The following is a 21,860-nucleotide window of genomic DNA, read 5'->3' on the forward strand; positions in this document are numbered from 1 at the left end:
CCAGACGGTTCATAGCCGACGGGGCAAAGCTGCCTTCTTCCAGAATGGTACTAAGTTCTTCTTTGGTTATTTGGAAAACCTACAGGCACTCCCGGTCATTTTCTTGATCTTCCGGTTCAGGCAATGGATTTACATGTACCATGCAGTGTTTTACATCAGGAAAATGTTTTTCAATGGATAAATGTACGTTCTCAGCGATTTCATGGGAATCCACAAGAAACAGATTTCCCTTAGCCGCTATCTCAATGTCCACATACACCTTGGCCCCGAACATCCTGGTCCTGATATCATCAATCTGTTTCACTCCCATTACCGCCAAGGCGGATTCCTTCATCTTCTGGATCGTTTCATCATCACAGGCTTTATCCACCATCTTATCCATAGCATCCCGAAAGACGTCAACTGCCGCCTTGCCGATAAACAAACAGATCACCACACTGGCCACCGGATCCAGAACCGGATAGCCAAGTCTTGCTCCGGCAATGCCTATCATGGCTCCTACAGAAGACAGCGCATCAGAACGATGATGCCATGCATCAGCCATGACAGCTGCTGAATTTATTTTTTTTGCTGCCGCCCTTGTGTACCAATACATCCACTCTTTTACAGCAATGGACAATACAGCAGCAAATAGCGCTAACAGCCCAGGAATAACTGCTCCCTCTCCGTTTCCCGCCGCGATCTTTTTGACCCCGTTTATGCCAATTGCAATTCCTGTAGCCATAAGCATGGCAGACAGGATGATAGCAGCCACGCATTCCATGCGGTCATGACCGTAAGGATGCTCTTTATCTGACTTTTTACCGGCTATGTTTACTCCTATCATGACGACAACTGTACTCAATACATCAGATGCCGAATGTACCGCATCAGAAATCATGGCTCCGGAATTTGCCAGGATACCTGCAGTCAGCTTAAATACTGAAAGGAGCAGATTGATCACAATGGTGACCATTGATACATGCATGGCAATGCCTATTGAGTTCCTTTCTTTTTTCCTTTTAAAAATCGGTTCCATAAAAGTTACCTCCTATTGAATAAGATAGGCCCATGGCACTTTTTTATATTTTGTGATACAAAAAATGCACCTATGGAACAATCGAGTAAACTACTGTCCCACAGATGCAATGAAGTCATCCGCTGTCGCACTTGGCAACCCGGCCCTATAGCTTAAGATAGCTATCGCCTGTTCAGTTTGTACTGTAGATTTATGCAGTGCAAAGAGTGTCTCTACAACTTATAAAATAGAGCCGGATTTTTAATACTACTTATAAGGTTTCATCCATCAGGCACTATAATATTATATGTAATCCAGGGTCCAGGATGTTACGGATTTTCCGGATACTCAATAATATAATACTCATAGGCATTTACAACCTTTGTGCAGCCATACTGGTCTTCCCTCTTAAAGCTCTTTCCATAATTGGCATGGACATGTCCATGAAGAAAATATTTGGGAGAATACTTGTCCATCAGTGCCTTAAAACAGGTAAATCCCTGATGAGGCAAGTCCGGTAAATCGTTGAGTTCAAACGCCGGAGCATGGGTGACAAGAATATCAAAACCTTTGTTCTTCTTAAGCTTCCACCACATCTTTTTGATTCTCCGCTCCATTCCCCGTTCCGTGTACTGGTTCGGCGAACCTGGAATGTACTGCATGGAACCGCCCAGCCCCATAATCCGGATTCCCTTATAGGTTATGATATCATCTTCAATGCAGGTACAGCCTTCAGGTGGACAGTCCTCATACCTGCAATCGTGGTTACCCCGGACATAATAGACCGGGGCATGGGAAAAAGTTGCAAAAAACGTAAGATAATTCGCTCGTAAATCTCCGCAGGAAATAATTAAATCAATGTCCTGCAATTTTTCCGGTGAATAGTATTCATAAAGTGTTTTTGACTCATGGTCAGACAGTACCAGGATCTTCACGCTGTTCCTCCATATCCATGTTCTCGTATATTGTCTGTCCCTGGAGACGTACCAGAGACCGAGCCTCTTCCGTAAGCTCATCAAATTCCGGAATCTGTCCCACCACATTTTCTGTCAGCCAGTTCATGGTGGTTATTTCTTCCGGAGTAAGATTTTCGTTTTCCCCGCACTGGATTTGTCCGTCCTGAGAATAAATAATTCCTTCAAAGGGCTGAAAGCTTCCAGCCCGTATGGAATTTCTCAAAAATGTAATCAGCCGGCTGGTTCCGTGTGGCAGATTATGAGAGCAAATGACGTCGATCACATCTGCCGACATCCCCCACCAGTAATTGATGGCCTGTTTCCCCTTCATTTCCTTCCTGCCGAAATCCCCATGGCATATTATATTAACAATTCTTTCGTAAAACTTTCCCCAATGCCAGATAGGAGTCGCCAGATTTTTCAGGCTTCCATCCGGATGCTTCTGGTAAAGTCCGTATTCTCTGGTGGGCGTCTGAGGAGTTATCATGTCATCACCTGAAATAAAGGCAACGTTCTCTTTTTCCAACTCCGCGTGAGCATCCCGGTCCTTTACCCTTGACCATTCTAAGTACACCTTGGCATAAGGATTGATCATTCTGGCTCCCAGGGCAAAGGCATTGATATTGGCAATGGTGCCGTAGATCGGATAATCAGCAATATATCCGATCTTCTCAGCCTGGGACATGGAAGCTGCCAAGGCCCCCATAAGGAATTTCGATTCATACATTCTTCCATAATAGGTGCAGATGGATGAATAAGACATATTAACGGAGCAGTTAAACACCTTTACTTCCGGATGATCGATTGCAGCTTTCACACTTAAATTGATCATCTGGGAGGCCGTAGTAAATATTACATTACACCTGGCCCCAATGGCCAGTTCAATGGCATTAGCGATCTCCGGCTCAGAATCTGCGTTAAAAAATGCAATCGTCTGTATGGCTCCGTTAAAAGCCTGTTCTAAGTACATCCTGCCCAGCTCATGTCCATAAGTCCAGCTGGAAGTTTCTGCTGTTTTCGCATGGATAAATGCAATTTTTAACATCTCCGGTTCAATGGACTGGAACGGGCGCAGCCAATTAATGAGCTTAAGAGGACTATTATCCGATGATTCCTCTATTTCTTCCGGCTGTTCAACCAAAGTGATCTTATTGCCTCTGGAGGCCAGGAGTAGTTCATCCTTAATTCTGATCAAGTCCTTTTTTATCTGCCCCTCAATCCGGTCTTTTACGATTCGGTATCCGAATAGTTCGACGTAAACAAGAAACGCGTCCGAACATGTCATATCGTAATCATCGCCACCAAAGGCATGGAATGCTTTGGAAAAACGGTCATAAGCGGATTTGAAGATGATCCTGTCATCCTCGCTCCAAGGCTCTCCCGGATTCTTATTCATGGCCTTTATCAGCTTGTCGTAGCTTCCTTCTTTGCTGAACCAGACATCGCAGTTAAAGGAAACCTGGTAAAAATCCAGGAATTCATAATAAAGCCTGTTATCTAAATCATCAGTCCTCTTTGGAATCAGGCGGGTGACAGAGGCAGAGATGCTGAAAGCACCTACATATTTTAAGACACTGACCCTTTTATTGCCTTCCTGAACGTAATACTGGTTCATAAATTCAAAGACTTGGATGGGATCATGGATCCCCTCTTCAATCTGATGGTCATATAAATATGCCCATTTCGCCCCAAATTCCGATTTCTCCGACAATAGAGGCATGAAATTACTGGCAAAGGCGCTGGTGCGTCCCTCCGTTTTCGTGCCTACCACCTTTTCAAGAGGAACATCCATGATTCCCAAGTTCACTTCTGAAACAATATCCGTATAGGACAGGATCTGATCCAAGACCGGCAGATACGGATATTCTCCTTTTGACACGGAAGCCTGATATTGCCTGCGGCCCCGCTTTAACGCCCCTACGTAATCATATAATGCCATCCGTTTTCCCTCCAACATTTTCTAAGGTTATTTTAGCATTAAAACAGCTTTCTGTACAGATTATTCAGGAGGCTTAAAGCGGCACTCTATGAAAGATTTTTCACCTTAAAGTCTCTTTCCAGTTCTCTTTTCTGATCCTTTTTCGCAATGTCATCTCTCTTATCGTATAGCTTTTTACCTCTGGCAAGGCCGATCTCCACCTTCACCAGGCTTCCTTTAAAATATACCTGCAGAGGGACCAGGGTATAGCCCTTCTGGGCAATCTTTGCATCCAGCTTTCCGATCTCAGTCCTGTGTAGCAGCAGCTTTCTGACCCTCAGCGGATCTTTGTTAAAGATATTCCCTTTTTCATACGGGCTGATGTTCATGCCGCAGACATAAACCTCTCCTTTATCAATTCTCACAAAGGATTCCTTGATGCTGCATTTGCCCATGCGGATGGATTTTACTTCTGTTCCGGCAAGTTCAATGCCTGCCTCGTATTTTTCATCAATAAAATAATCGTGATATGCCTTTTTATTATTAGCAATTAATTTGAAACTCTCTTTCCCCATTTTCATTCCTCCTGTTATTCCTCTTCTAAACTCTTTGCCGGAATAAAGTCGATGGTACGCAAAAGCTTATCCGTACCCAATACCATGACCCTGATAGGCTGACCTAATTTAAAGGTTTTCCTTGTCATTTCACCTACCAGCTCATAATGTTCTTCATCAAAATGATAATAATCATCCTGGAGCTGATTCACATGAATCAAGCCTTCCACGGTGTTGGAAAGCTCCACATAAAGCCCCCAGTTTGTCACACCGGAAATCACTCCGTCAAACTCTTCCCCAATGTGTTTTGACATATACTCACACTTTTTAAGTTTAATGGTCTCCCGCTCTGCTTCATCGGCTCTACGCTCCATGGCAGAAGACTGGACGGCTACCTGCTGAAGGATCTTATCGTAATGGCTGATTCTCTTCCCGGCTAAGCCTGACCTTAAGTTCTCCTTAATGATACGATGGATCTGTAAATCCGGATACCTTCTGATCGGAGAGGTAAAGTGGGTGTAATATTTAGCTGCCAGGCCAAAATGCCCGGTATTTGACACCGTATATTTAGCCTGCTTCATAGAACGCAGGGCCAGACGGCTGATAAGAGCTTCCTCCGGCGTATCCTCCGCATTAGCAAGCAGCTTTTGGACTTCCTTCGGGTAAACCTCACCATTGTGAAAACGGATGGAATATCCGAAATTATTAATCAAAGTTGCAAGACTCTTCATCTTTTCCGGATCCGGGTTATCATGAGTCCGGTAAAGGAAGGGAATCTCCTGCCAGAAATAATCCTCTGCAACCGTCTCATTTGCCATCAGCATAAAGTCTTCAATGATTTTAGTTGCTGCATTTCTCTCATAGGGCTTGATTTCCAAAGGCTTTCCCCGTTCATCAAGAATCACCTTTGTTTCAGGGAAATCAAAATCAATGGAGCCTCTCTTCTTTCTCTTTTCCCGCAGAATATCAGCCAGTTCCTTCATCTGATCAAACATGGAAACAAAGGCTTCGTATTCCTTCATAACCGCCTCATCCCGGTCCGTGATAATGGCGTTGACTGCCGTATAGGTCATTCTCCGGTCCACGTTTATGACGGTTTCTGCTATCCTGTGCCCCATTACATTGCCGTTTTCATCAATGTCCATGATGCAGCTTAAGGCCAGCCGGTCTTCTCCATGATTCAGGGAACAAATTCCATTTGACAGCTTATGGGGCAGCATGGGAATTACCCGGTCCACAAGATAAACGCTGGTTCCCCTTCTTAATGCTTCCTCATCCAATGGGCTGTTTTCCGTTACGTAATTCGTAACATCAGCGATATGAACGCCTAAGGTATAGACACCATCTTTTTTTGATAAAGTAATTGCATCGTCAAGATCCTTTGCATCTTCTCCATCAATGGTAACTGTCTGTAAATTTCTCAAATCCAGACGGCCCTGCATATCTTTACCGGTTACTTCATCCGTTACTGCTTCCACCTGCTTCATTACGCTGTCCGGGAATTCCTCCGGAAGTCCGTATGCTCTTACAATCGAAAGAATATCCGTACCAGGATCATTGACATGGCCAATTATTTCCGTTATCATTCCTTCCGGTTTCCGTTCCGGCCCGCCGAAATCCGTAACCCTAACCACCACCTTGTGTCCGGTCACGGCTCCCATGTCCTTGCCCTGAGGAATGAACACATCCTTTGAAATTTTCTGGTTGTCCGGAATAACGAAACCAAAACTCTTATTTTTCTGATAGAACCCTATGATCTGTTCATTTGCATGGACCAGCACCTTGATCACATGGCCCTCAGCTCTTTTTCCGTTTCCTGGCTTTGATTCGGCAGATATCAGCACGGTGTCACCGTGAAGTGCTCCGCCTGTCTTGTCTTCCGGTATAAAAATATCCTGATCCAGCCCTTCTACCGCTACAAACCCAAAGCCCTTGGAGTGTCCGGAAAACACTCCGGCAATGGAGCCGATATCTGGCTTTCCATATTTTCCTTTTTGTGATATACCCATCTTTCCTTCTGCCAAAAGAGTATCCAGTACCTCTTTTAAATCTTCCCTCTGATCCTTTGGAATGTCAAAGAGAATGGCTAACTCTTTTAATTTCATAGGTGCATAGGCAGGATCATTTATCAGCTGGAGAAGCATGGCTTTTCTTTGCGTTAACTGTTCTTCTGTCATTGTCTTCCTCTCTTAATTATCATTTTTATCTATTTTAATTTTTTCTATATTATCGGAAGTAAGAAGCACTTCCGGTAATCGGATGGACGGGCTGAAAAACGGCCCTTTTATCGAAACTTGCTTTACAAGCTCCAATAAGCCATAATATATTATCTGCACTTTACCAATAGGTATTACGAAACTTCCCCTTAATGCGAAAAAAACACCCTTGTTGCCATATCACAAGAGTGTTTAATCTTTACAGTATATTCAGATTCAGTACCAGCGCCAGAATGAAAAACAGGACTGCACCGTATTTTGTGAATTTCTCCAGTTTTCCTTCCATGGAACGGCCTTTATTTCTGCCCCAGTAGGTATCAGCCATACCGCCAATAGAACCCAGGCCCTGACTCTTTCCTTCCTGTAAAAGGATTATTGCTGATAAAGCAACACATATGATAACAAATATGATTGATAAAATAATCCTGATCACGTTTCCCACCTCCTATAGTCAAACAAAGGATATCATACCATAATTTTTCTGAAAATACAATATATTTTTATATTTTTATATTCTATAGGTGATACGCCCCTTGGCAACAATCATGTTTCATCAAGAAGCCCTCCCTGTTTTTTTTGCTTATTATATATAGAAGCTTCTTTATCGTTCACTCACCTTTGATAAGCATTTACCTCTTTTCCCTGCAAAATTTATTATAAAATGATTTTCTTCGTATCCATCTATATTATATCATTATTCTTCATCTTTGGCCCTATGTTCCAGGTATGTTCTTCCATCATACCATATTCAGGCTTTTTCGGAATTTTCGGAATTTTACATTTCCTTATGCATCACTATGGAATTTTTTTATAGCAAAAATATAAGGTGCAAAAAATATACAGGTACCTGATAAAATTTTTCTTGACATTTCCATCAGGTACCTATACAATATATTTAAGGTACCTGATGAATATTCAACTTTAGGAGGTTTTAAATATGATGGAAGATAACTTTACAGAACTTTACGAAAAATTCTCAAAGCTGCAATGGCTCTTGCAGCGCCACCATTTACAGAAACATGCAGAACATGGTCCCATGGCGGATCCGACCCGCGGGCAAGGCAGGGTTTTAGCAATGCTCAAAATGCAATCTGAAATCAGCACAAAAGACCTGTCTTATCTGCTGGGCATTCGGATACAGTCTCTTAACGAGCTTCTTAACAAACTGGAGAAAGGCGGTTATATCACCCGCATCCCTTCGGAAGCCGACAGACGCGTCATGTTGGTGCAGCTAACAGAAAAAGGGGAAAATGAACAGCAGCCCCGCCCGGATTGCGGAGATATTTTCAGTTGTCTTAACGAGGAGGAACAAATGGTCTTCGGTGAGTATCTCGACCGCGTGGCTGCGGCACTTGAAGCCCAGCTTGGTGATGATGAAGACGACGAAAGGCTTGAATGGATGCGCTCTGCCCGTGAAAGACTGGGTGATGAAAGGTTTGACATGATGTTTATGCGCGGGGGCAGGCGTCCTTTTGACCGCAGAGAATGCTTTCATGGCTGCCCAGACAGAAGACCGAAAGGTGCGCACGGTGCTGGACATTTTGAACCGGGCCACAATGATCCAAGGTTCAACGGACACGGTTCCAATCGCTTTGGCAGACATGGTGACGGCAGGCATATGCCTCCGCAGCCTGAAGCTCCTCACGATGACGAAGAATAAGTAACGATATCCTATAATAACAGAATTGGCGCTGTCTTTCTGAAAGCCAATTGGCAGCGCTTTTATTTTTTACGCTTTTTTCAGGCAGAAAGGAGCAATCATGTAAACCATCTCATTCGCACCATCTTTGGGCAAAAAGGCGGGGCTGCCAATGCTTAAATTTTAAACGGATGCCCCCGGTAATAACTGTACCGGCGATTGGGGAGAGAAAAAAGGCAGCGACTGTAAAACCAACCGCTGCCTTTTTCATGCTGTACCAAACACTACTGCTCTTTCTATTCCATTAGCCAGTCAAAAAGAATATTCCATGACTGCCCGTCCAAATTTCCTGTAAAAATCTTCAATGCGCAGAAGTTCATTGTATTTGGCGGTGCATTCTCCCCTGCACGGTGCTCCGTTCTTCACATAATCAGCACCGACAGCTGCTGCCATATCCGCAAGGAAAGACTCTTCCGTATCCTTTCCATCACTGGCAATGATCACCTTATGTCTGGCTTTTCTTGCCTTCTCTACCATTTCCAATGCCCCGGTTACCGTCCCCGCCTGTTCCATACGGATGATCGTGGCATTCGCCGCAGCAAAATCATCGGACACCAAAAGCGTACGGTGTTCAAGGAGCTTCATCATTTGCTCTCTTCCCTCCAGGTCTTCTTTCCAAAGTCCGTTTAGGAACGCACAGATGGGAAAGCCGTCTGCCAACCTCAGATAATAGGCGAGCATATCCTTTTGTGCCCTGTTTATGGAGATTCCACCCTTCCTGCTTTCCTTTGAAAAACAGTAAGTGCCATCTTCCTTTACGTACAGATGGTCTGCATCAGCATTGATGGCCACCAGCACATCTGTCCCTGGCTTATATCCGGTAAGCTTAAAGGAATCCATTAAATAATGCAGTGCTTCTTCTGAGTTTTTCATATCCGGTTCAAAGCCGCCGCCATCTCCTGTGGAAGTGCTAAAGCCACTTATGGATAAAAGCCTTTTTAATGTCTGGTAAATCTCTACTCCCATGCGGAGTCCTTCCGAATAGGAATTTGCTCCCTGAGGCACAATCATGATCTCCTGGAAATCAAGACCTTTTTCCCCGCCTCCTCCGCTGATCATGCTCATCATGGGAACCGGCATCACAGGAGCTGAGGTTCCGCCAAGATAACGGTAAAGCGGCAGATGAAGTCCTGCCCCTGCTGCCCTTGCAGCCGCCATGGATATAGCAAGAACTCCCTGGTTCCCGACTTCTTCTGCCCGGTTCTCCTCTGCTGCCTTGGAAAGCATTCGATCGATCCTTCCCTGGTCTGATGCATCCTCAAACAATATTGCTTCTGAAAGCCAGCCACTCACAAGTTCTGCCTGTTTCTCTGCTCTGCTGGTGTCTCCCAGGGAAACCGTCGCTCTTCCATGAGCGCCGTTTTCCAGGATCACTTCAGCTTCCACTCCGGGATACCCCCAGGAATCCCGGACAATCCTTCCTGTTATTTCTATAATATCAAGGCTGTTAAACATCCTTTTGACTCCCTGTCCTTTCTTACATTCTTACAGTAAGGATTGACGGAATTTACCACATCCATGCAGGTACAGAGAAAAAAGATGCCAGGAGGTTTTTCTTTCATCCTGGCATCTTTCTTTAAAGATTTACTTGTAAAACGGCATTATTTATGCCCGAAGTTCAATTCCTAATCCCTGTAATCCGTTAAGGATCTTTTTCATTACAGCAAGAACCTCCTGCTCTTCTAAGGTGTGATCACCTGCACGGAAGGTGATGGAATAAGCGACGGACTTATATCCTGCTAAAATCTGGGTTCCTTCATAAATATCGAAAAGCTCATAGCTTTCCAGTATCTTTCCTCCCCGCTGTTCGATGATCTCTTCGATCTGTCCGACCAGAATTTCCTTTGGTACCACCATGCTGATGTCTCTGGTAACAGCCGGATATTTTGCAATTCCGGTGTATTTCCGGTCAAAACTTGTAAACGGGATCATGGATGGCATATCGATCACAGCCACATAGGCCCGGTCCCCAATCTTATAGTTGTCAGCCACCTCCGGATGGACTTCTCCCAGATATCCGATGGTTACCCCATCATAAATGATATCTGCCTGTCTTCCTGGATGAAGGAATGTTTTTCCACTCTTTGGATCATAATGAGGCCGTTTGTGCATTCCGGTTTTATCGAAGAATTCTTCAATCACGCCCTTCATATCAAAGAAATCGCCGTCGCCGTAAAATCCCAGGGTAAACTGCATTCTTTCATCGGGAAGCGCGGTCAATGGAAGCGCCTTTGGAAGATAAATATTGGCCAGCTCGTAAAGGCGGACATTCTTATTGCGGCGGTTGTAATTAGTGGATAAGGAGTTTAACATTCCATGAAGTGGGGAGGTTCTCATAACGCTGAAGTCCTCTCCCAATGGATTTAATATATTCACTGTCTCACGGAGCGGACTGCCCTCCGGGATCAGCAGACGGTCAAATACCTTGGGGCTTTCAAAGGAATAGGTCATTCCCTGGGAAAATCCTGAGAATTCCGCCACTTCTCTTGCCACCTCTTCTATTCTTAATTTGTATGACAGCTTGCCGGTCGTTGCCTCACCTGTGGGCAGGGATACGGGGATCTTATCATATCCAAAAAATCTGGCAACTTCTTCCGCCAGATCCGCCATACAGTCTAAGTCCTGGCGGAAAGTGGGAATAAGGATTTCATTTGCTGTCTCATTGTATTCCAAATCCAGCTTTTTAAAGTATTCAAGCATTGTCTCCGCTTCGATCTCAGTACCCAGAAGCCGGTTCATCTTTTCTGGCTCAAAAGGAAGTCTTTTCCCCTCCCGTTTCTCAGGATATATGTCAATCATGCCGCCTATGACTTCTCCTGCGCCCAGCTCCTCAATCAGCTGGCACGCGCGGTTAATCGCTTCCTCAGCGTTGTTAGGATCAAGACCCTTTTCAAATTTACCGGAAGCATCGGTCCTTAATCCGACTTTTTTAGAAGAAAGACGGATATTGGTTCCATCAAAGCAGGCGCTTTCAAACACCATGGTCTTCACCTCATCGGTGATTTTGGAGTTTTCTCCACCCATGATGCCGGCGATTCCTACTGCCTTTTCTCCGTCGTTGATCATGAGAACGGTGCTGTCCAGCTTTCTTTCCTGTTCGTCAAGAGTCTGGAAGGTATCGCCTTCTCCCGCGCATTTTACAACGATTTCATGATTTGCAAGCAGGTCATAGTCAAAGGCATGCATTGGCTGACCATACTCTTCCATTACATAATTGGTAATATCCACGATATTATTAATAGGACGGATTCCGCATGCAGCAAGGTGTCTCTGCATCCAGGCCGGGGAAGGAGCAAGCTTGATATTTTTCACCATTCTTGCGCAATAGCGGGGACAAAGACGGCTATCCTCTACGGAAATCTTTAAATAGTCATGGATATCCTCACTGTTTCCTGTTGCTGTTACCACCGGAGGTACAAAGGGCTTACGGAAGGTAGCAGCTGCTTCTCTTGCAATTCCTATTACACTGTAGCAGTCCACACGGTTTGAGGTAATTTCATATTCAAATACGGAATCACGAAGGCCCAGCACTTCTATAGCATCAGCACCTATTTCCGTATCCTCTGGAAGAATGTAAATCCCGCTTTCCGGTGCATCCGGATACATTTCATTGGATGAGCCCAGCTCTTCAATGGAGCACATCATGCCGCAGGATTCGATTCCTCTCAGTTTCCCCTTCTTGATCTGGATTCCTTCTTCCGGAAGGGCGCCGCCGTCATGGCCTCCTGCCACTTTGCCCCCGTCTAATACCACAGGAATTTTATCTCCGGTCTTAACATTGGATGCACCTGTAACGATCTGTACGGTTTCCGCTCCAACATTAACCTGGCAGATGATCAGTTTATCCGCATCCGGATGACGTTCAATGGATAATATCTGTCCAACTACAATTTTCTCTAAGTTTTTATCCAGGCAAACATAGCCCTCAACCTTTGATCCGGTAAGCGTCATAGCATCTGTATATTCCTGTGCCGTCACGTCTAAATCCGGAACGTATGCTTTAATCCATGATAATGGTGTATTCATTGATCTATCTCCCTTTCCTTAAAACTGTTTTAAGAATCTGATGTCGTTCTCATATAATAATCTCATGTCATCGATTTCATATTTTAACAGGGCAATCCGCTCCAATCCAACTCCGAATGCAAAGCCGGAATATTCATTGGGATCGATTCCGCTCATTGTAAGCACATTTGGATGAACCATGCCGCAGCCAAGAATCTCAATCCAGCCGGAACCTTTACAGAAACGGCAGCCTTTTCCGCCGCATTTGAAACAGGTAACATCCATCTCCGCGCTTGGTTCTGTAAATGGGAAATGGTGCGGACGGAATTTTACTTTTGTCTCCAGACCAAAAAGCTCTCTTGCAAACTCTGCAAGTGTTCCCTTTAAATCCGCAAATGTGATATTTTTATCAATCACAAGTCCTTCAATCTGGTGGAAGGAAGGGGAATGGGTTGCATCCACCTCATCAGACCGGAATACACGGCCGGGAGCCAGCATGCGGATCGGCAGCTTGCCCTTTTCCATGGTCCTGACCTGAACCGGTGATGTCTGGCTTCTTAATACGATGTTGTCACTGATATAAAAGGTATCCTGTTCGTCTCTTGCCGGATGATTCTTAGGTATATTCAGTTTTTCAAAGTTATAGGAATCGTATTCCACTTCCGGTCCTTCAATGACCTCATATCCCATACCAACGAAGATTCTCTCAACCTCTTCCAGAGCAATGGTATTTGGATGGGTGTGGCCTACCTTATTCCGTCTGCCGGGAAGGGTTACATCAATTACTTCCTTTTTCAGCTGTTCTTCTCTGGCTTTTTTTTGCAGGGCGGATATGGCATCCTCTAATTTCCCCTCGATCATGGCCCGGGCGTCATTTACCATCTGCCCCACCTTTGGCCTGTCTTCCGGAGCAACATCCTTCATACTCTTTAATACACTGGTCAGCTCACCTTTTTTTCCAAGATAAGCAACTTTAATATCGTTTAATTTTTCCAGCGCATCGGAAGCTTCAATCTGCTTTAACGCTTCCTGTTTGATTTTTTCCAATTGGTCCTTCATCGTGCTCTCCTTCTTTTCATGATCAAATTTTACTTTTGCTGCTTTAACAGCGAAATAACTAAAAAAGCTCCGCCCCAAAAAGGGACGAAGCTATATTCGCGGTACCACCCTGATTCCTGCGTATGACACAGGCACTCGGTATACGTAACGTGTATTGACGTCATGACTTACCCGCCAGACCGGCAGCCAAAGCTGTCACTGGTTTCAATCATGCTGCTTCGGTGGGAAATTCAATCTCTTAGCTGAACTTAAAAGGGCTTACAGCCGATGGCCCCTTCTCTCTGGAAGAAAATAAGGATTTACTTACACCTTCATTGCATTTGATGTTTTTAATTGTAACGTTACGTACCATTGTAATAACGGATGTTCAAAATGTCAAGGATTATTTTCATATGGATTATATCAGAAGGAAATACGTCGGGTCTCTGCCCGTTTTCCTTTCTTAAATCGCATCTTTATAAGTTTCTTCTAAAATTCTTTTAAATTCAAGGAGTATTTCATAGGTTTCAGCCCGTTTCTCCAGGTGCTCTATAAAAATATCAATATACTCCTTATCTTCGGCTCTTTTTGTTTTCTCAATCTGAACTTTTTCTTTTTCTTTATTGTAAAAATGGGCCAACGCAACTAAAAGCACACTCTCTGTTAACAGTGCACCCAACAACATAATATCTAAAAAACTCATTTTTTCCCCCTGTTCTTTTAAACCATAAAATCGGCCAAGACTTTTATACTGTCTTTTACAGAATCAATATCTTAAACCGCCTGTAATGTGATCATAATAATCATCCATCCCCCCTCCCCTTATCCGTGAACTGCAAAGGAATTCTTACGGGGCTGAAACAGACTCTCCTGGTTTCCATAATGATTTCTAACATAATCCTACCGCCTTTTATATAGTTATTATTACTAATATCGAACTTTATAAAGTATATCATAACAGAGAAAAAAAGAACAGCGTCAGAAAGTATATCCAAGATATCTTTCTGACGCTGTTTTTTATTATCTTATGGAAACTACACAGCAAACTGGCTGTTATAAAGCTGTGCATAAAATCCATTTTGGGAAAGCAGGCTTTCATGAGTTCCCTGCTCAATGATATGGCCATCCCTCATTACCAGTATCACATCCGCTTCTTTAATCGTAGAAAGACGGTGAGCGACGATAAAACTGGTACGCCCTTCCATCATCTTTCCAAATGCCTTCTGTATTTTTATCTCGGTTCTGGTATCAATGGATGAAGTGGCTTCATCAAGAATCAGCATGGGAGGAAGGCACAGCATAACTCTGGCAATGCATAAAAGCTGCTTCTGGCCTTGGGATAAATTTCCGCCGTCTTCCGAGATAACGGTATCATATCCTTCCGGCATACGCCTGATAAAACTGTGGGCATGAGCCTCCTTTGCCGCCAGAATGATCTCTTCCTCATCCGCATCCGGCTTTCCATATGCAATATTTTCACGAATGGTCCCTGACTTAAGCCATGTCTCCTGCAGCACCATACCGTAACTGGTTCTTAAGCTTTGTCTGGTCATATGGCGTATATCTGTCCCATCTACCCGGATGGAACCGGAATCCACATCATAAAAACGCATGAGAAGATTGATCACCGTGCTCTTTCCGCAGCCCGTAGGGCCTACGATGGCTACTCTCTGGCCCTTACGTACGTTTAAATTCATATCCTCAATTAAGGCGACCTCAGGATTATAGGAAAAGTACACATGTTCCAGAGAAATCTCTCCCTTTGCGTTGCCAAGAACTGCAGCGTCCGGCTCCTCCGGGACCTGAGGCTCCTCGTCAATCAGTTCAAACACCCTTGCAGCAGAGGCCAGGGCATTTTGAAGCTCAGTAACCACTCCTGATATTTCATTAAATGGTTTTGTATATTGATTGGCATAGCTTAAAAAACTGGAAAGCTGTCCTACGGTTAAAAGTCCTTTTACAGCCGCAAAGGCTCCGGCGATTCCAACGCTGGCATAAACCAGGCTGTTCACAAAGCGGGTGGCTGGATTAGTAATGGAAGAAAAAAATGTGGCTTTCAGGCTCCAGACACGCAAATTTTCATTAATATCTTCAAATTTTTCCTGTGCATCGGCTTCATGGGCAAAAGCCTGCACCACCTTCTGATTTCCCAGCATCTCTTCCACAAGAGAAGTCAGCTCCCCTCTGGTCTGAGACTGCATCTTGAACATGCGGAAGGTCTTTCTTGCAATAAAGCTGGCGACAAACAGGGAAACCGGTGTTACCAGAACCACCACAACCGTTATGGCCGAATTCATGGAAAACATGAAAACCAAGGTTCCTAAAATGGTAAGGACTCCGGTAAACAGCTGGGTAAAGCCCATTAACAGTCCGTCGGAAAATTGATCAATATCCGTGATAATCCTGTTTATAATATCTCCGTGAGAATGGGAGTCAATATATTTTAAAGGAAGGATCTCCAGCTTATTAAATGCCTGGGTTCTGATATCCTTTACCACCTGGTAAGTGACCAGATTGTTAATATGGCTCATAAGCCACTGGGCTGCCGCTGTTATTGCAATGATGACTCCGATTTGTTTTAAAATCGTCCACATGCCGGCAAAATCAACAGCCCCTGCCCCCACAATGCAGTCAATGGCCCGGCCTGTGAGGATGGGAACATATAAAGTCAACAAAACTGTGACAAAGGCACAGGCCAGGGAAGCAGCAACTCCCCATTTATAGCGGCCAATGCATTGAAAGATCCGGCTGACAGTGGATCTGTATTTTTTTACGTCCATGTTATTGCACCTCCTCTTTTGACAGCTGGGATAAGCATATTTCCCGGTAAACCTGGCAGGAAATTAACAGCTCCTCATGAGTTCCCCAGCCTGCCATCTGCCCGTCATCCAGGACCAGGATCCTGTCCGCATTTTTAATACTGGAAGCTCTCTGGGATACCAGGAACACAGTCATATTCCCGGTACTTTCTTTAATTGCCTTTCTAAGCCTGGCATCAGTAGCAAAATCCAGGGCAGAAGCACTGTCATCCATGATAAGAATCTGAGGATCTTTTACCAATGCCCTGGCAATGGCAAGCCTCTGCCGCTGTCCGCCGGAAAGGTTTTTTCCTCCAGCCTGGATCAGAAGCTCCAGTCCTTCTCCTTTTTCCTCTACAAAATCCTTTGCCTGGGCAGTTGCAAGAGCCTCATAAATCTCCTGATCCGTTGCTTCCTTTTTCCCCCACTTCATATTTTCCCGAAGGGTTCCTTTAAAAAGCACTGCCTTTTGGGGGACAATTCCCACCAGCTCCCTCAACTGGCCCAAAGGATATTGTCTTATATCAACTCCTCCCACCTTTACGGATCCTTCTGTGACCTCATAAAACCGGGGTATTAAATTAACCAGGGTGGTCTTACCAGAACCTGTTCCTCCGATGATTCCAATGGTCTCCCCCTTCATGACCTGAAAGGATAAACCGCTTAATGCCGCATCCTTGGCACCTGCATAGGCAAAGGTCATATGGTCAAATTCTACTTTGGGAGCATCCTGTTTCTCTTCTACAGCCTTATGAGTAACTTCTGTAATGGCTGGTTTCTGTTCAAACACAGCGCTAATCCGGCCTGCACAGGCTAAGGACTTTGAAATCGTGATGATCAGATTTGCCAGCTTTACAAGTTCAACTAAAATCTGGGACATGTAATTTACTAATGCAATCACTGCTCCCTGAGTGATGATGCCGCTCTGCACCTGTCTGGCACCGGTGTTTATCACAACGATGACACCTAAGTTGATCAGCACATAGGTAAGGGGATTCATTAAGGCTGAAATTTTTCCTACGAAAACCTGAAAGCGTACTAAAAGGCCATTTTCCTCATCAAACCTGCGTATTTCATCATTTTGACGGTCAAACGCACGGATGACACGGACTCCTTCCAGATTCTCCCTAACAGCCAAAAGCACCTGGTCCAATTGCTTCTGCACCTTTTTGTACAATGGGATGCTGATCAGCATAATGCCGAATACTACAATGGAAAGAACAGGGATAAGTACCACAAAAACAAGAGCTGCCCTGGCATTGATGGTAAATGCCATGATCATGGCGCCGCATACCACAAACGGGGAACGAAGGAACAGACGAAGGAATAAATTCACTCCAGACTGTACCTGATTGGCATCGCTGGTAATACGGGTAATCAGAGTCGCAGTCCCAGTGGAGTCTATTTCCTGGTACGAGAGTTTGTTGATATGGGCAAACAAATCATTTCGGAGAGAAGTTCCGAAGCCAGCCGCTGCTTTTGCCGCAAAATACTGGGCCGTAATAGAACAGACAAGGCCTATGACGCCAAGCAGCACCAATAATCCGCCCATTTTAAGGATATAGGGCATATTCTGAGACTTGATCCCTACATCAATCACCTTTGCTACTACAAGAGGCACCAATAATTCAAAGCAGGCTTCCAGAAGCTTAAATAACGGCCCCATAATGCTTTCTGCCTTATAGTCCTTTAAATATTTCAGGAGCTTTTTCATCCTAATATTCCTCCGCTTTTAAAAATTAAATACATTTTTGGAATAATACCTTGTAACATTATACCATTTTGGTATAATAATACAATACATAAATATGAAATAGAGGATATCCCAATGAATCCAATTAATTCAAAGCAGCTTTATTATTTTACAACAATTGCAGAAACCGGAGGCTTTACAGCCGCAGCAAAAAAGCTGGGGTTATCCCAGCCACCACTAAGTAAGCAGATCCTTTTGCTGGAAGAAGAGCTTGGAGTAAAGCTTTTTGAACGCGGCTCCAGAAAAACAGAACTGACGGAAGCAGGTGCTTTTCTCTATTCCCGGGCTAAAGACATCCTATCCATGATGGACTCCATTGTGGAAGAACTCGATCATTTTCCGACTGCTTCCAAAGGAATCTTAAAGCTGGGAACCATCTCATCTTCCGGCAATCTGCTTCACGACTTTTTAAAGATATACTGCTGCACCCATAAAAAGGTACGGTTTGAAGTCACAGAAGGAAATACCTACGAGCTTCTGGAAAAGATGAAAAATGGGATTGTGGAATGCGCGATTATCAGGACTCCTTTTAATGCAGAGGGATTTGAATGCGTGTACGGTAAAGAGGAACCATTAATAGCGGTTGGAAACCCGTCCTTTTTTTCAGGCGTCTCCAAGAATAAAATCAGGCTGACAGACCTTTCCGGCAAGCCCTTGATCTATTACCGCCGGTTTGATTCCATCATCTCCCTTGCCTTCCAAAACAGCGGTATCATGCCCAATGTTTTTTGCCGCAATGATGATGCCAGAACCTGTCTCCAATGGGCAGGCATCGGCCTGGGAATCGCTCTGGTGCCTGAATCCATCAGCAAAATAGGAGAACACACGGACCTCGTATTCAGGGAGATCGACTCTGCGGATACTGTTACCAGAATGGCTGCCGTATATAAAAAAAACGGCTATGTTTCAAACATAGCCAAAGAATTTGTTTCCTATTTCGGTGAGTTGATGTCCCTTTCCTAATCAAAAAGACTTAACTGGGTTATTTCGTAATTCTTTTTGTACCCATGAATGATATCTTTCATCCGGTATAATATCCCATACCGCTCACACTCCCGGGAAAATACCTGCCATAGCTTTCTGGCTCCCGGGCTTGTACATTGGTAACTGTTGCCATACCGCCTGATATATTCCGACACCAAATCCTGTTGGGGGAACAGTTCTTTTAGGCGGTCAAAATACCATTCTCTTTGATTATTGCGCAAAGTCACGCCAAAAGCAGGATAAATGAAGCTGGCTCCGGCTTCATGGGCAGCTTTTACGATCGAAAGGATATTTTCCTCGTTATCCTCCAGAAACGGAAGAACCGGCATCAATAAGATTCCCGTAAATATTCCGTTCTTCCTTAATGCCTCAACCAAAGCCAGACGCTCCGAGGGGCTGGATGCATGTGGTTCGATTTTTTTCGCCAGATTGTCATCTGTTGTGGTAACCGTCACCTTACACAGGACAGGGGAATGCTCCATGATTCCTTTTAGAATATCTATATCCCGCTTAAGAAGGGCATTTTTCGTAGCCACTGCCGCCCCAAAGCCGTATGCATCAATAAGCTCAAGGGCATGCCGTGTTAATTCAAGCTCCTGTTCAAAAGGATTGTAGGGATCGCTCATGGCTCCTGTCCCAACAATGCCGGTTTTTACCTTACGCCTTAAATCATCCCGGATGATCCTAAGGGCATCTTCCTTGACCCGCACCGAATCAAAATTATCAATCCGGTAACAGTCTGAGCGGCTGTCACAATAAATGCAGCCATGGCAGCATCCTTTGTAGATATTCATATTATAGTCAATACCAAACCACTGGGAGCCTTTTGTTCTTGTCACTATGGTCTTTGCAGGAATAAACTCCATTCGTTTTCGTTCCTTTCTTCACCTCGAGCCTGATACTTGTTGGTTTTATTTTATGATTTATGGCAGGATCTGTCAATCATGTACGTATTTTTACCTATCGGCAGAATGCCTTGATATTTTTTTTGTTCCATGATAATATGCTAATACTAGCGAAGAAATTATGGCAGGAAAAGGAGATATTATGATTCGATTTTTATTGCGCTGTAAACAAATCTATGATAAATACAGCAGGGATGAAATGACTGTATATGCAGCCCAGGCCTCCTTCTTCACCATTATAGCAGCATTTCCCTTTATGATGCTTTTACTGGCATTGATACAGCTCATCCCATCCATTACGAAAGCAAATTTACTCCAGCTTATGATTACGATCATCCCAAGTACACTGGAAATGAACAGCTTAATCGTATCTGTTATCGATGACCTTTATACGAATTCTCCGGTAGCTGTCTTATCCGCGACCGCAGTGGCTGCCATATGGTCCGCTTCCAAGGGGATGCTTAGCATTGAACGGGGATTAAACCGGGTATTTGGCCAGGAGAAAAAACGAAACTATATCGTGACCAGGATCATCTGCGCCGTTTATACCATTATTTTTATGATTATCTGTCTCCTGACCCTTGTTCTGCTGGTCCTTGGAGGTACCATTCAGAGCTTTATGAACCACCACTTTCCGCTGCTGGCCGAGATCACCCAGTATGTTCTTACGTTTCGTACCATGCTCGTTTTCATGATGACGATCTGCTTTGCTGTCCTTTATACTTATGTTCCGGAAAAAAAGCAACATTTTTTAAGCCAGCTGCCCGGAGCCGCCTTTTGTACCTTGGGTTGGATCGCTTCTTCTTTTGCGTTTTCCATTTATTTTAATAACTTCGGCAATTACTCGGTCATGTACGGAAGCCTTACAGCCATTGTGCTGTTAATGCTGTGGATTTATGCCTGTGTCTGCATCCTGTTTTATGGTGCTGAAATCAATTACTATTATTCTTTAAACTGGAGGGAGCATATGCGCTCTTAATCAAAAACCAGGGCTTGCAGAAAAAGGCAGCCCTGGTTTTTCATATTTATAGTTAAATTGTTCAGGTAAACAAAGGGGTGGATAAGTATCTGTCCCCTGTATCGGGAAGAATTACAACAATCCTTTTTCCGGCATATTCCGGACGTTTCGCAACTTCCCTGGCTGCCCATACGGCTGCAGAGGAAGAAATTCCCACTAAAATCCCTTCTGTTTGCGCGATTTCCTTTCCCGTCTCGTATGCATCTCCATTTTCCACCGGTATGATCTCATCGTAAACATCTGTATTTAAGATCGACGGGACAAATCCGGCTCCGATTCCCTGAATTCCATGAGGTCCAGGATTTCCGCCGGAAAGAACCGGCGATGCGGCAGGTTCTACTGCTATCACCTTTATCTCAGGATTTTTGCTTTTTAAATATTCTCCTGCTCCGGTAATGGTACCTCCGGTTCCCACACCAGCTATAAGAACATCGATCATACCATCGGTATCTTCCCATATTTCCGGGCCGGTTGTTTCATAATGAGCCCTGGAATTGGACGGATTATCAAACTGTCCCAGAATAATGGAACCGGTTATTTCTGTTTGCAGCTCTTTCGCCTTTGCAATGGCGCCGGACATTCCCTTTGATCCTTCTGTCAATACAATTTCCGCTCCATAGGCCTTTAACAGATTGCGCCGTTCCACGCTCATGGTCTCCGGCATGGTAAGAATCGCTCTGTATCCTCTCATAGCAGCTATGCTCGCAATACCGATGCCCGTATTGCCGGAAGTCGGTTCTATGATCGTGGCACCATGCTTTAAAGTGCCGGACTTTTCTGCATCCTGAATCATATAGAGAGCGGCCCGGTCCTTAACACTTCCTGCCGGATTAAAATATTCCAGCTTTGCTATAATGGCAGCCGTCACATGGTGCTTTTTTCCATAATTGGAGAACTCTACCAGGGGTGTATGGCCGATCAGTTCTGATGCACTTTTCTTGATATTTTCCATATTCATCCTCTTTTCAACTGCGAACTATTCGTTCCCTTTTTATTTCAGCAGGACAGGACCTGCCGCC

At 44.4% G+C, this 21,860-nt stretch carries 17 protein-coding genes, 1 riboswitch and 1 other annotated feature; of the genes, 3 read left to right on the forward strand and 14 right to left on the reverse strand.

Annotation, left to right across the window (positions count from 1 at the left end; genetic code table 11):
* Positions 1-79: 79 nt before the first annotated feature.
* From BMW45_RS24855 to secG, 6 genes are all read right to left on the reverse strand, one after another.
* A complete protein-coding gene (locus BMW45_RS24855; protein WP_092250249.1) occupies positions 80-1,018 on the reverse strand; it encodes a cation diffusion facilitator family transporter in 939 nt (312 codons plus the stop codon).
* 91 nt (positions 1,019-1,109) lie between these two features.
* Positions 1,110-1,204: riboswitch (NiCo riboswitch) on the reverse strand.
* 122 nt (positions 1,205-1,326) lie between these two features.
* Positions 1,327-1,932: a metallophosphoesterase family protein gene (locus BMW45_RS24860; protein ID WP_092250252.1), complete on the reverse strand. Its 606-nt coding sequence runs from the start codon at positions 1,930-1,932 to the stop codon at positions 1,327-1,329.
* Positions 1,910-3,892, reverse strand: coding sequence for a BMP family ABC transporter substrate-binding protein (locus BMW45_RS24865; RefSeq protein ID WP_092250255.1), 1,983 nt, complete (start codon positions 3,890-3,892; stop codon positions 1,910-1,912). Before BMW45_RS24865 ends, BMW45_RS24860 begins: the two co-directional genes overlap by 23 nt.
* Before the next feature lie 86 nt (positions 3,893-3,978).
* Positions 3,979-4,446: an SsrA-binding protein SmpB gene (gene smpB, locus BMW45_RS24870; protein ID WP_092250257.1), complete on the reverse strand. Its 468-nt coding sequence runs from the start codon at positions 4,444-4,446 to the stop codon at positions 3,979-3,981.
* Between the two features lie 14 nt (positions 4,447-4,460).
* Positions 4,461-6,602 (reverse strand): ribonuclease R, encoded by a 2,142-nt coding sequence (rnr, locus tag BMW45_RS24875; RefSeq protein WP_330390886.1) that lies wholly within the window; start codon positions 6,600-6,602, stop codon positions 4,461-4,463.
* 238 nt (positions 6,603-6,840) lie between these two features.
* A complete protein-coding gene (gene secG / locus BMW45_RS24880) occupies positions 6,841-7,074 on the reverse strand; it encodes a preprotein translocase subunit SecG (protein WP_025233317.1) in 234 nt (77 codons plus the stop codon).
* Between the two features lie 504 nt (positions 7,075-7,578).
* On the opposite strand from secG, the gene BMW45_RS24885 reads away from it, so the two are divergent.
* Positions 7,579-8,301, forward strand: coding sequence for a MarR family winged helix-turn-helix transcriptional regulator (locus BMW45_RS24885; protein ID WP_242883227.1), 723 nt, complete (start codon positions 7,579-7,581; stop codon positions 8,299-8,301).
* 291 nt (positions 8,302-8,592) lie between these two features.
* On the opposite strand, the gene BMW45_RS24890 is transcribed toward BMW45_RS24885, so the two are convergent.
* The 6 genes from BMW45_RS24890 to BMW45_RS24915 form a co-directional block, all read right to left on the reverse strand.
* Positions 8,593-9,795, reverse strand: coding sequence for a phosphopyruvate hydratase family protein (locus BMW45_RS24890; RefSeq protein WP_092250259.1), 1,203 nt, complete (start codon positions 9,793-9,795; stop codon positions 8,593-8,595).
* 150 nt (positions 9,796-9,945) lie between these two features.
* Positions 9,946-12,366: a phenylalanine--tRNA ligase subunit beta gene (gene pheT, locus BMW45_RS24895; RefSeq protein WP_092250261.1), complete on the reverse strand. Its 2,421-nt coding sequence runs from the start codon at positions 12,364-12,366 to the stop codon at positions 9,946-9,948.
* Positions 12,367-12,384: 18 nt separating this feature from the next.
* Positions 12,385-13,404, reverse strand: coding sequence for a phenylalanine--tRNA ligase subunit alpha (gene pheS, locus BMW45_RS24900; protein ID WP_092250263.1), 1,020 nt, complete (start codon positions 13,402-13,404; stop codon positions 12,385-12,387).
* A gap of 77 nt (positions 13,405-13,481) precedes the next feature.
* Positions 13,482-13,728: a binding site (T-box leader), on the reverse strand.
* Between the two features lie 118 nt (positions 13,729-13,846).
* Positions 13,847-14,086, reverse strand: coding sequence for a hypothetical protein (locus tag BMW45_RS24905; protein WP_092250265.1), 240 nt, complete (start codon positions 14,084-14,086; stop codon positions 13,847-13,849).
* Between the two features lie 331 nt (positions 14,087-14,417).
* Positions 14,418-16,163 (reverse strand): ABC transporter ATP-binding protein, encoded by a 1,746-nt coding sequence (locus tag BMW45_RS24910; RefSeq protein WP_092250267.1) that lies wholly within the window; start codon positions 16,161-16,163, stop codon positions 14,418-14,420.
* A 1-nt stretch (position 16,164) separates the two neighbouring features.
* Positions 16,165-17,895: an ABC transporter ATP-binding protein gene (locus tag BMW45_RS24915; RefSeq protein WP_092250269.1), complete on the reverse strand. Its 1,731-nt coding sequence runs from the start codon at positions 17,893-17,895 to the stop codon at positions 16,165-16,167.
* A 114-nt stretch (positions 17,896-18,009) separates the two neighbouring features.
* Here BMW45_RS24915 and BMW45_RS24920 point away from each other — a divergent pair, with 114 nt between their 5' ends.
* Positions 18,010-18,897: a LysR family transcriptional regulator gene (locus BMW45_RS24920; protein WP_092250271.1), complete on the forward strand. Its 888-nt coding sequence runs from the start codon at positions 18,010-18,012 to the stop codon at positions 18,895-18,897.
* Here BMW45_RS24920 and BMW45_RS24925 read toward each other — a convergent pair.
* Positions 18,894-19,784: an SPL family radical SAM protein gene (locus BMW45_RS24925; protein ID WP_092250273.1), complete on the reverse strand. Its 891-nt coding sequence runs from the start codon at positions 19,782-19,784 to the stop codon at positions 18,894-18,896. The genes BMW45_RS24920 and BMW45_RS24925 overlap by 4 nt on opposite strands.
* Before the next feature lie 181 nt (positions 19,785-19,965).
* Here BMW45_RS24925 and BMW45_RS24930 point away from each other — a divergent pair, with 181 nt between their 5' ends.
* Positions 19,966-20,802, forward strand: coding sequence for a YihY/virulence factor BrkB family protein (locus BMW45_RS24930; RefSeq protein ID WP_092250275.1), 837 nt, complete (start codon positions 19,966-19,968; stop codon positions 20,800-20,802).
* A gap of 61 nt (positions 20,803-20,863) precedes the next feature.
* Here BMW45_RS24930 and cysK read toward each other — a convergent pair whose 3' ends face one another.
* Positions 20,864-21,793: a cysteine synthase A gene (cysK, locus tag BMW45_RS24935; protein WP_025233328.1), complete on the reverse strand. Its 930-nt coding sequence runs from the start codon at positions 21,791-21,793 to the stop codon at positions 20,864-20,866.
* Positions 21,794-21,860: the final 67 nt, after the last annotated feature.

Origin of the sequence: Lacrimispora sphenoides (genome assembly GCF_900105215.1) — a bacterium.
GTDB classification, from domain to species: Bacteria; Bacillota; Clostridia; order Lachnospirales; family Lachnospiraceae; genus Lacrimispora; species Lacrimispora sphenoides_A.

What these genes read in the sequence shown, in the direction of transcription:
- BMW45_RS24920 (WP_092250271.1), top strand. Translation starts at nt 18,010, where the DNA reads ATGAATCCAATTAATTCAAAGCAGCTTTATTATTTTACAACAATTGCA.
- rnr (WP_330390886.1), bottom strand. Translation starts at nt 6,602, where the DNA reads ATGACAGAAGAACAGTTAACGCAAAGAAAAGCCATGCTTCTCCAGCTG.
- pheS (WP_092250263.1), bottom strand. Translation starts at nt 13,404, where the DNA reads ATGAAGGACCAATTGGAAAAAATCAAACAGGAAGCGTTAAAGCAGATT.
- smpB (WP_092250257.1), bottom strand. Translation starts at nt 4,446, where the DNA reads ATGGGGAAAGAGAGTTTCAAATTAATTGCTAATAATAAAAAGGCATAT.
- BMW45_RS24905 (WP_092250265.1), bottom strand. Translation starts at nt 14,086, where the DNA reads ATGAGTTTTTTAGATATTATGTTGTTGGGTGCACTGTTAACAGAGAGT.
- BMW45_RS24910 (WP_092250267.1), bottom strand. Translation starts at nt 16,163, where the DNA reads ATGGACGTAAAAAAATACAGATCCACTGTCAGCCGGATCTTTCAATGC.
- BMW45_RS24915 (WP_092250269.1), bottom strand. Translation starts at nt 17,895, where the DNA reads ATGAAAAAGCTCCTGAAATATTTAAAGGACTATAAGGCAGAAAGCATT.
- cysK (WP_025233328.1), bottom strand. Translation starts at nt 21,793, where the DNA reads ATGGAAAATATCAAGAAAAGTGCATCAGAACTGATCGGCCATACACCC.
- BMW45_RS24890 (WP_092250259.1), bottom strand. Translation starts at nt 9,795, where the DNA reads ATGTTTAACAGCCTTGATATTATAGAAATAACAGGAAGGATTGTCCGG.
- BMW45_RS24865 (WP_092250255.1), bottom strand. Translation starts at nt 3,892, where the DNA reads ATGGCATTATATGATTACGTAGGGGCGTTAAAGCGGGGCCGCAGGCAA.
- BMW45_RS24855 (WP_092250249.1), bottom strand. Translation starts at nt 1,018, where the DNA reads ATGGAACCGATTTTTAAAAGGAAAAAAGAAAGGAACTCAATAGGCATT.
- BMW45_RS24930 (WP_092250275.1), top strand. Translation starts at nt 19,966, where the DNA reads ATGATTCGATTTTTATTGCGCTGTAAACAAATCTATGATAAATACAGC.
- BMW45_RS24925 (WP_092250273.1), bottom strand. Translation starts at nt 19,784, where the DNA reads ATGGAGTTTATTCCTGCAAAGACCATAGTGACAAGAACAAAAGGCTCC.
- pheT (WP_092250261.1), bottom strand. Translation starts at nt 12,366, where the DNA reads ATGAATACACCATTATCATGGATTAAAGCATACGTTCCGGATTTAGAC.
- BMW45_RS24885 (WP_242883227.1), top strand. Translation starts at nt 7,579, where the DNA reads ATGATGGAAGATAACTTTACAGAACTTTACGAAAAATTCTCAAAGCTG.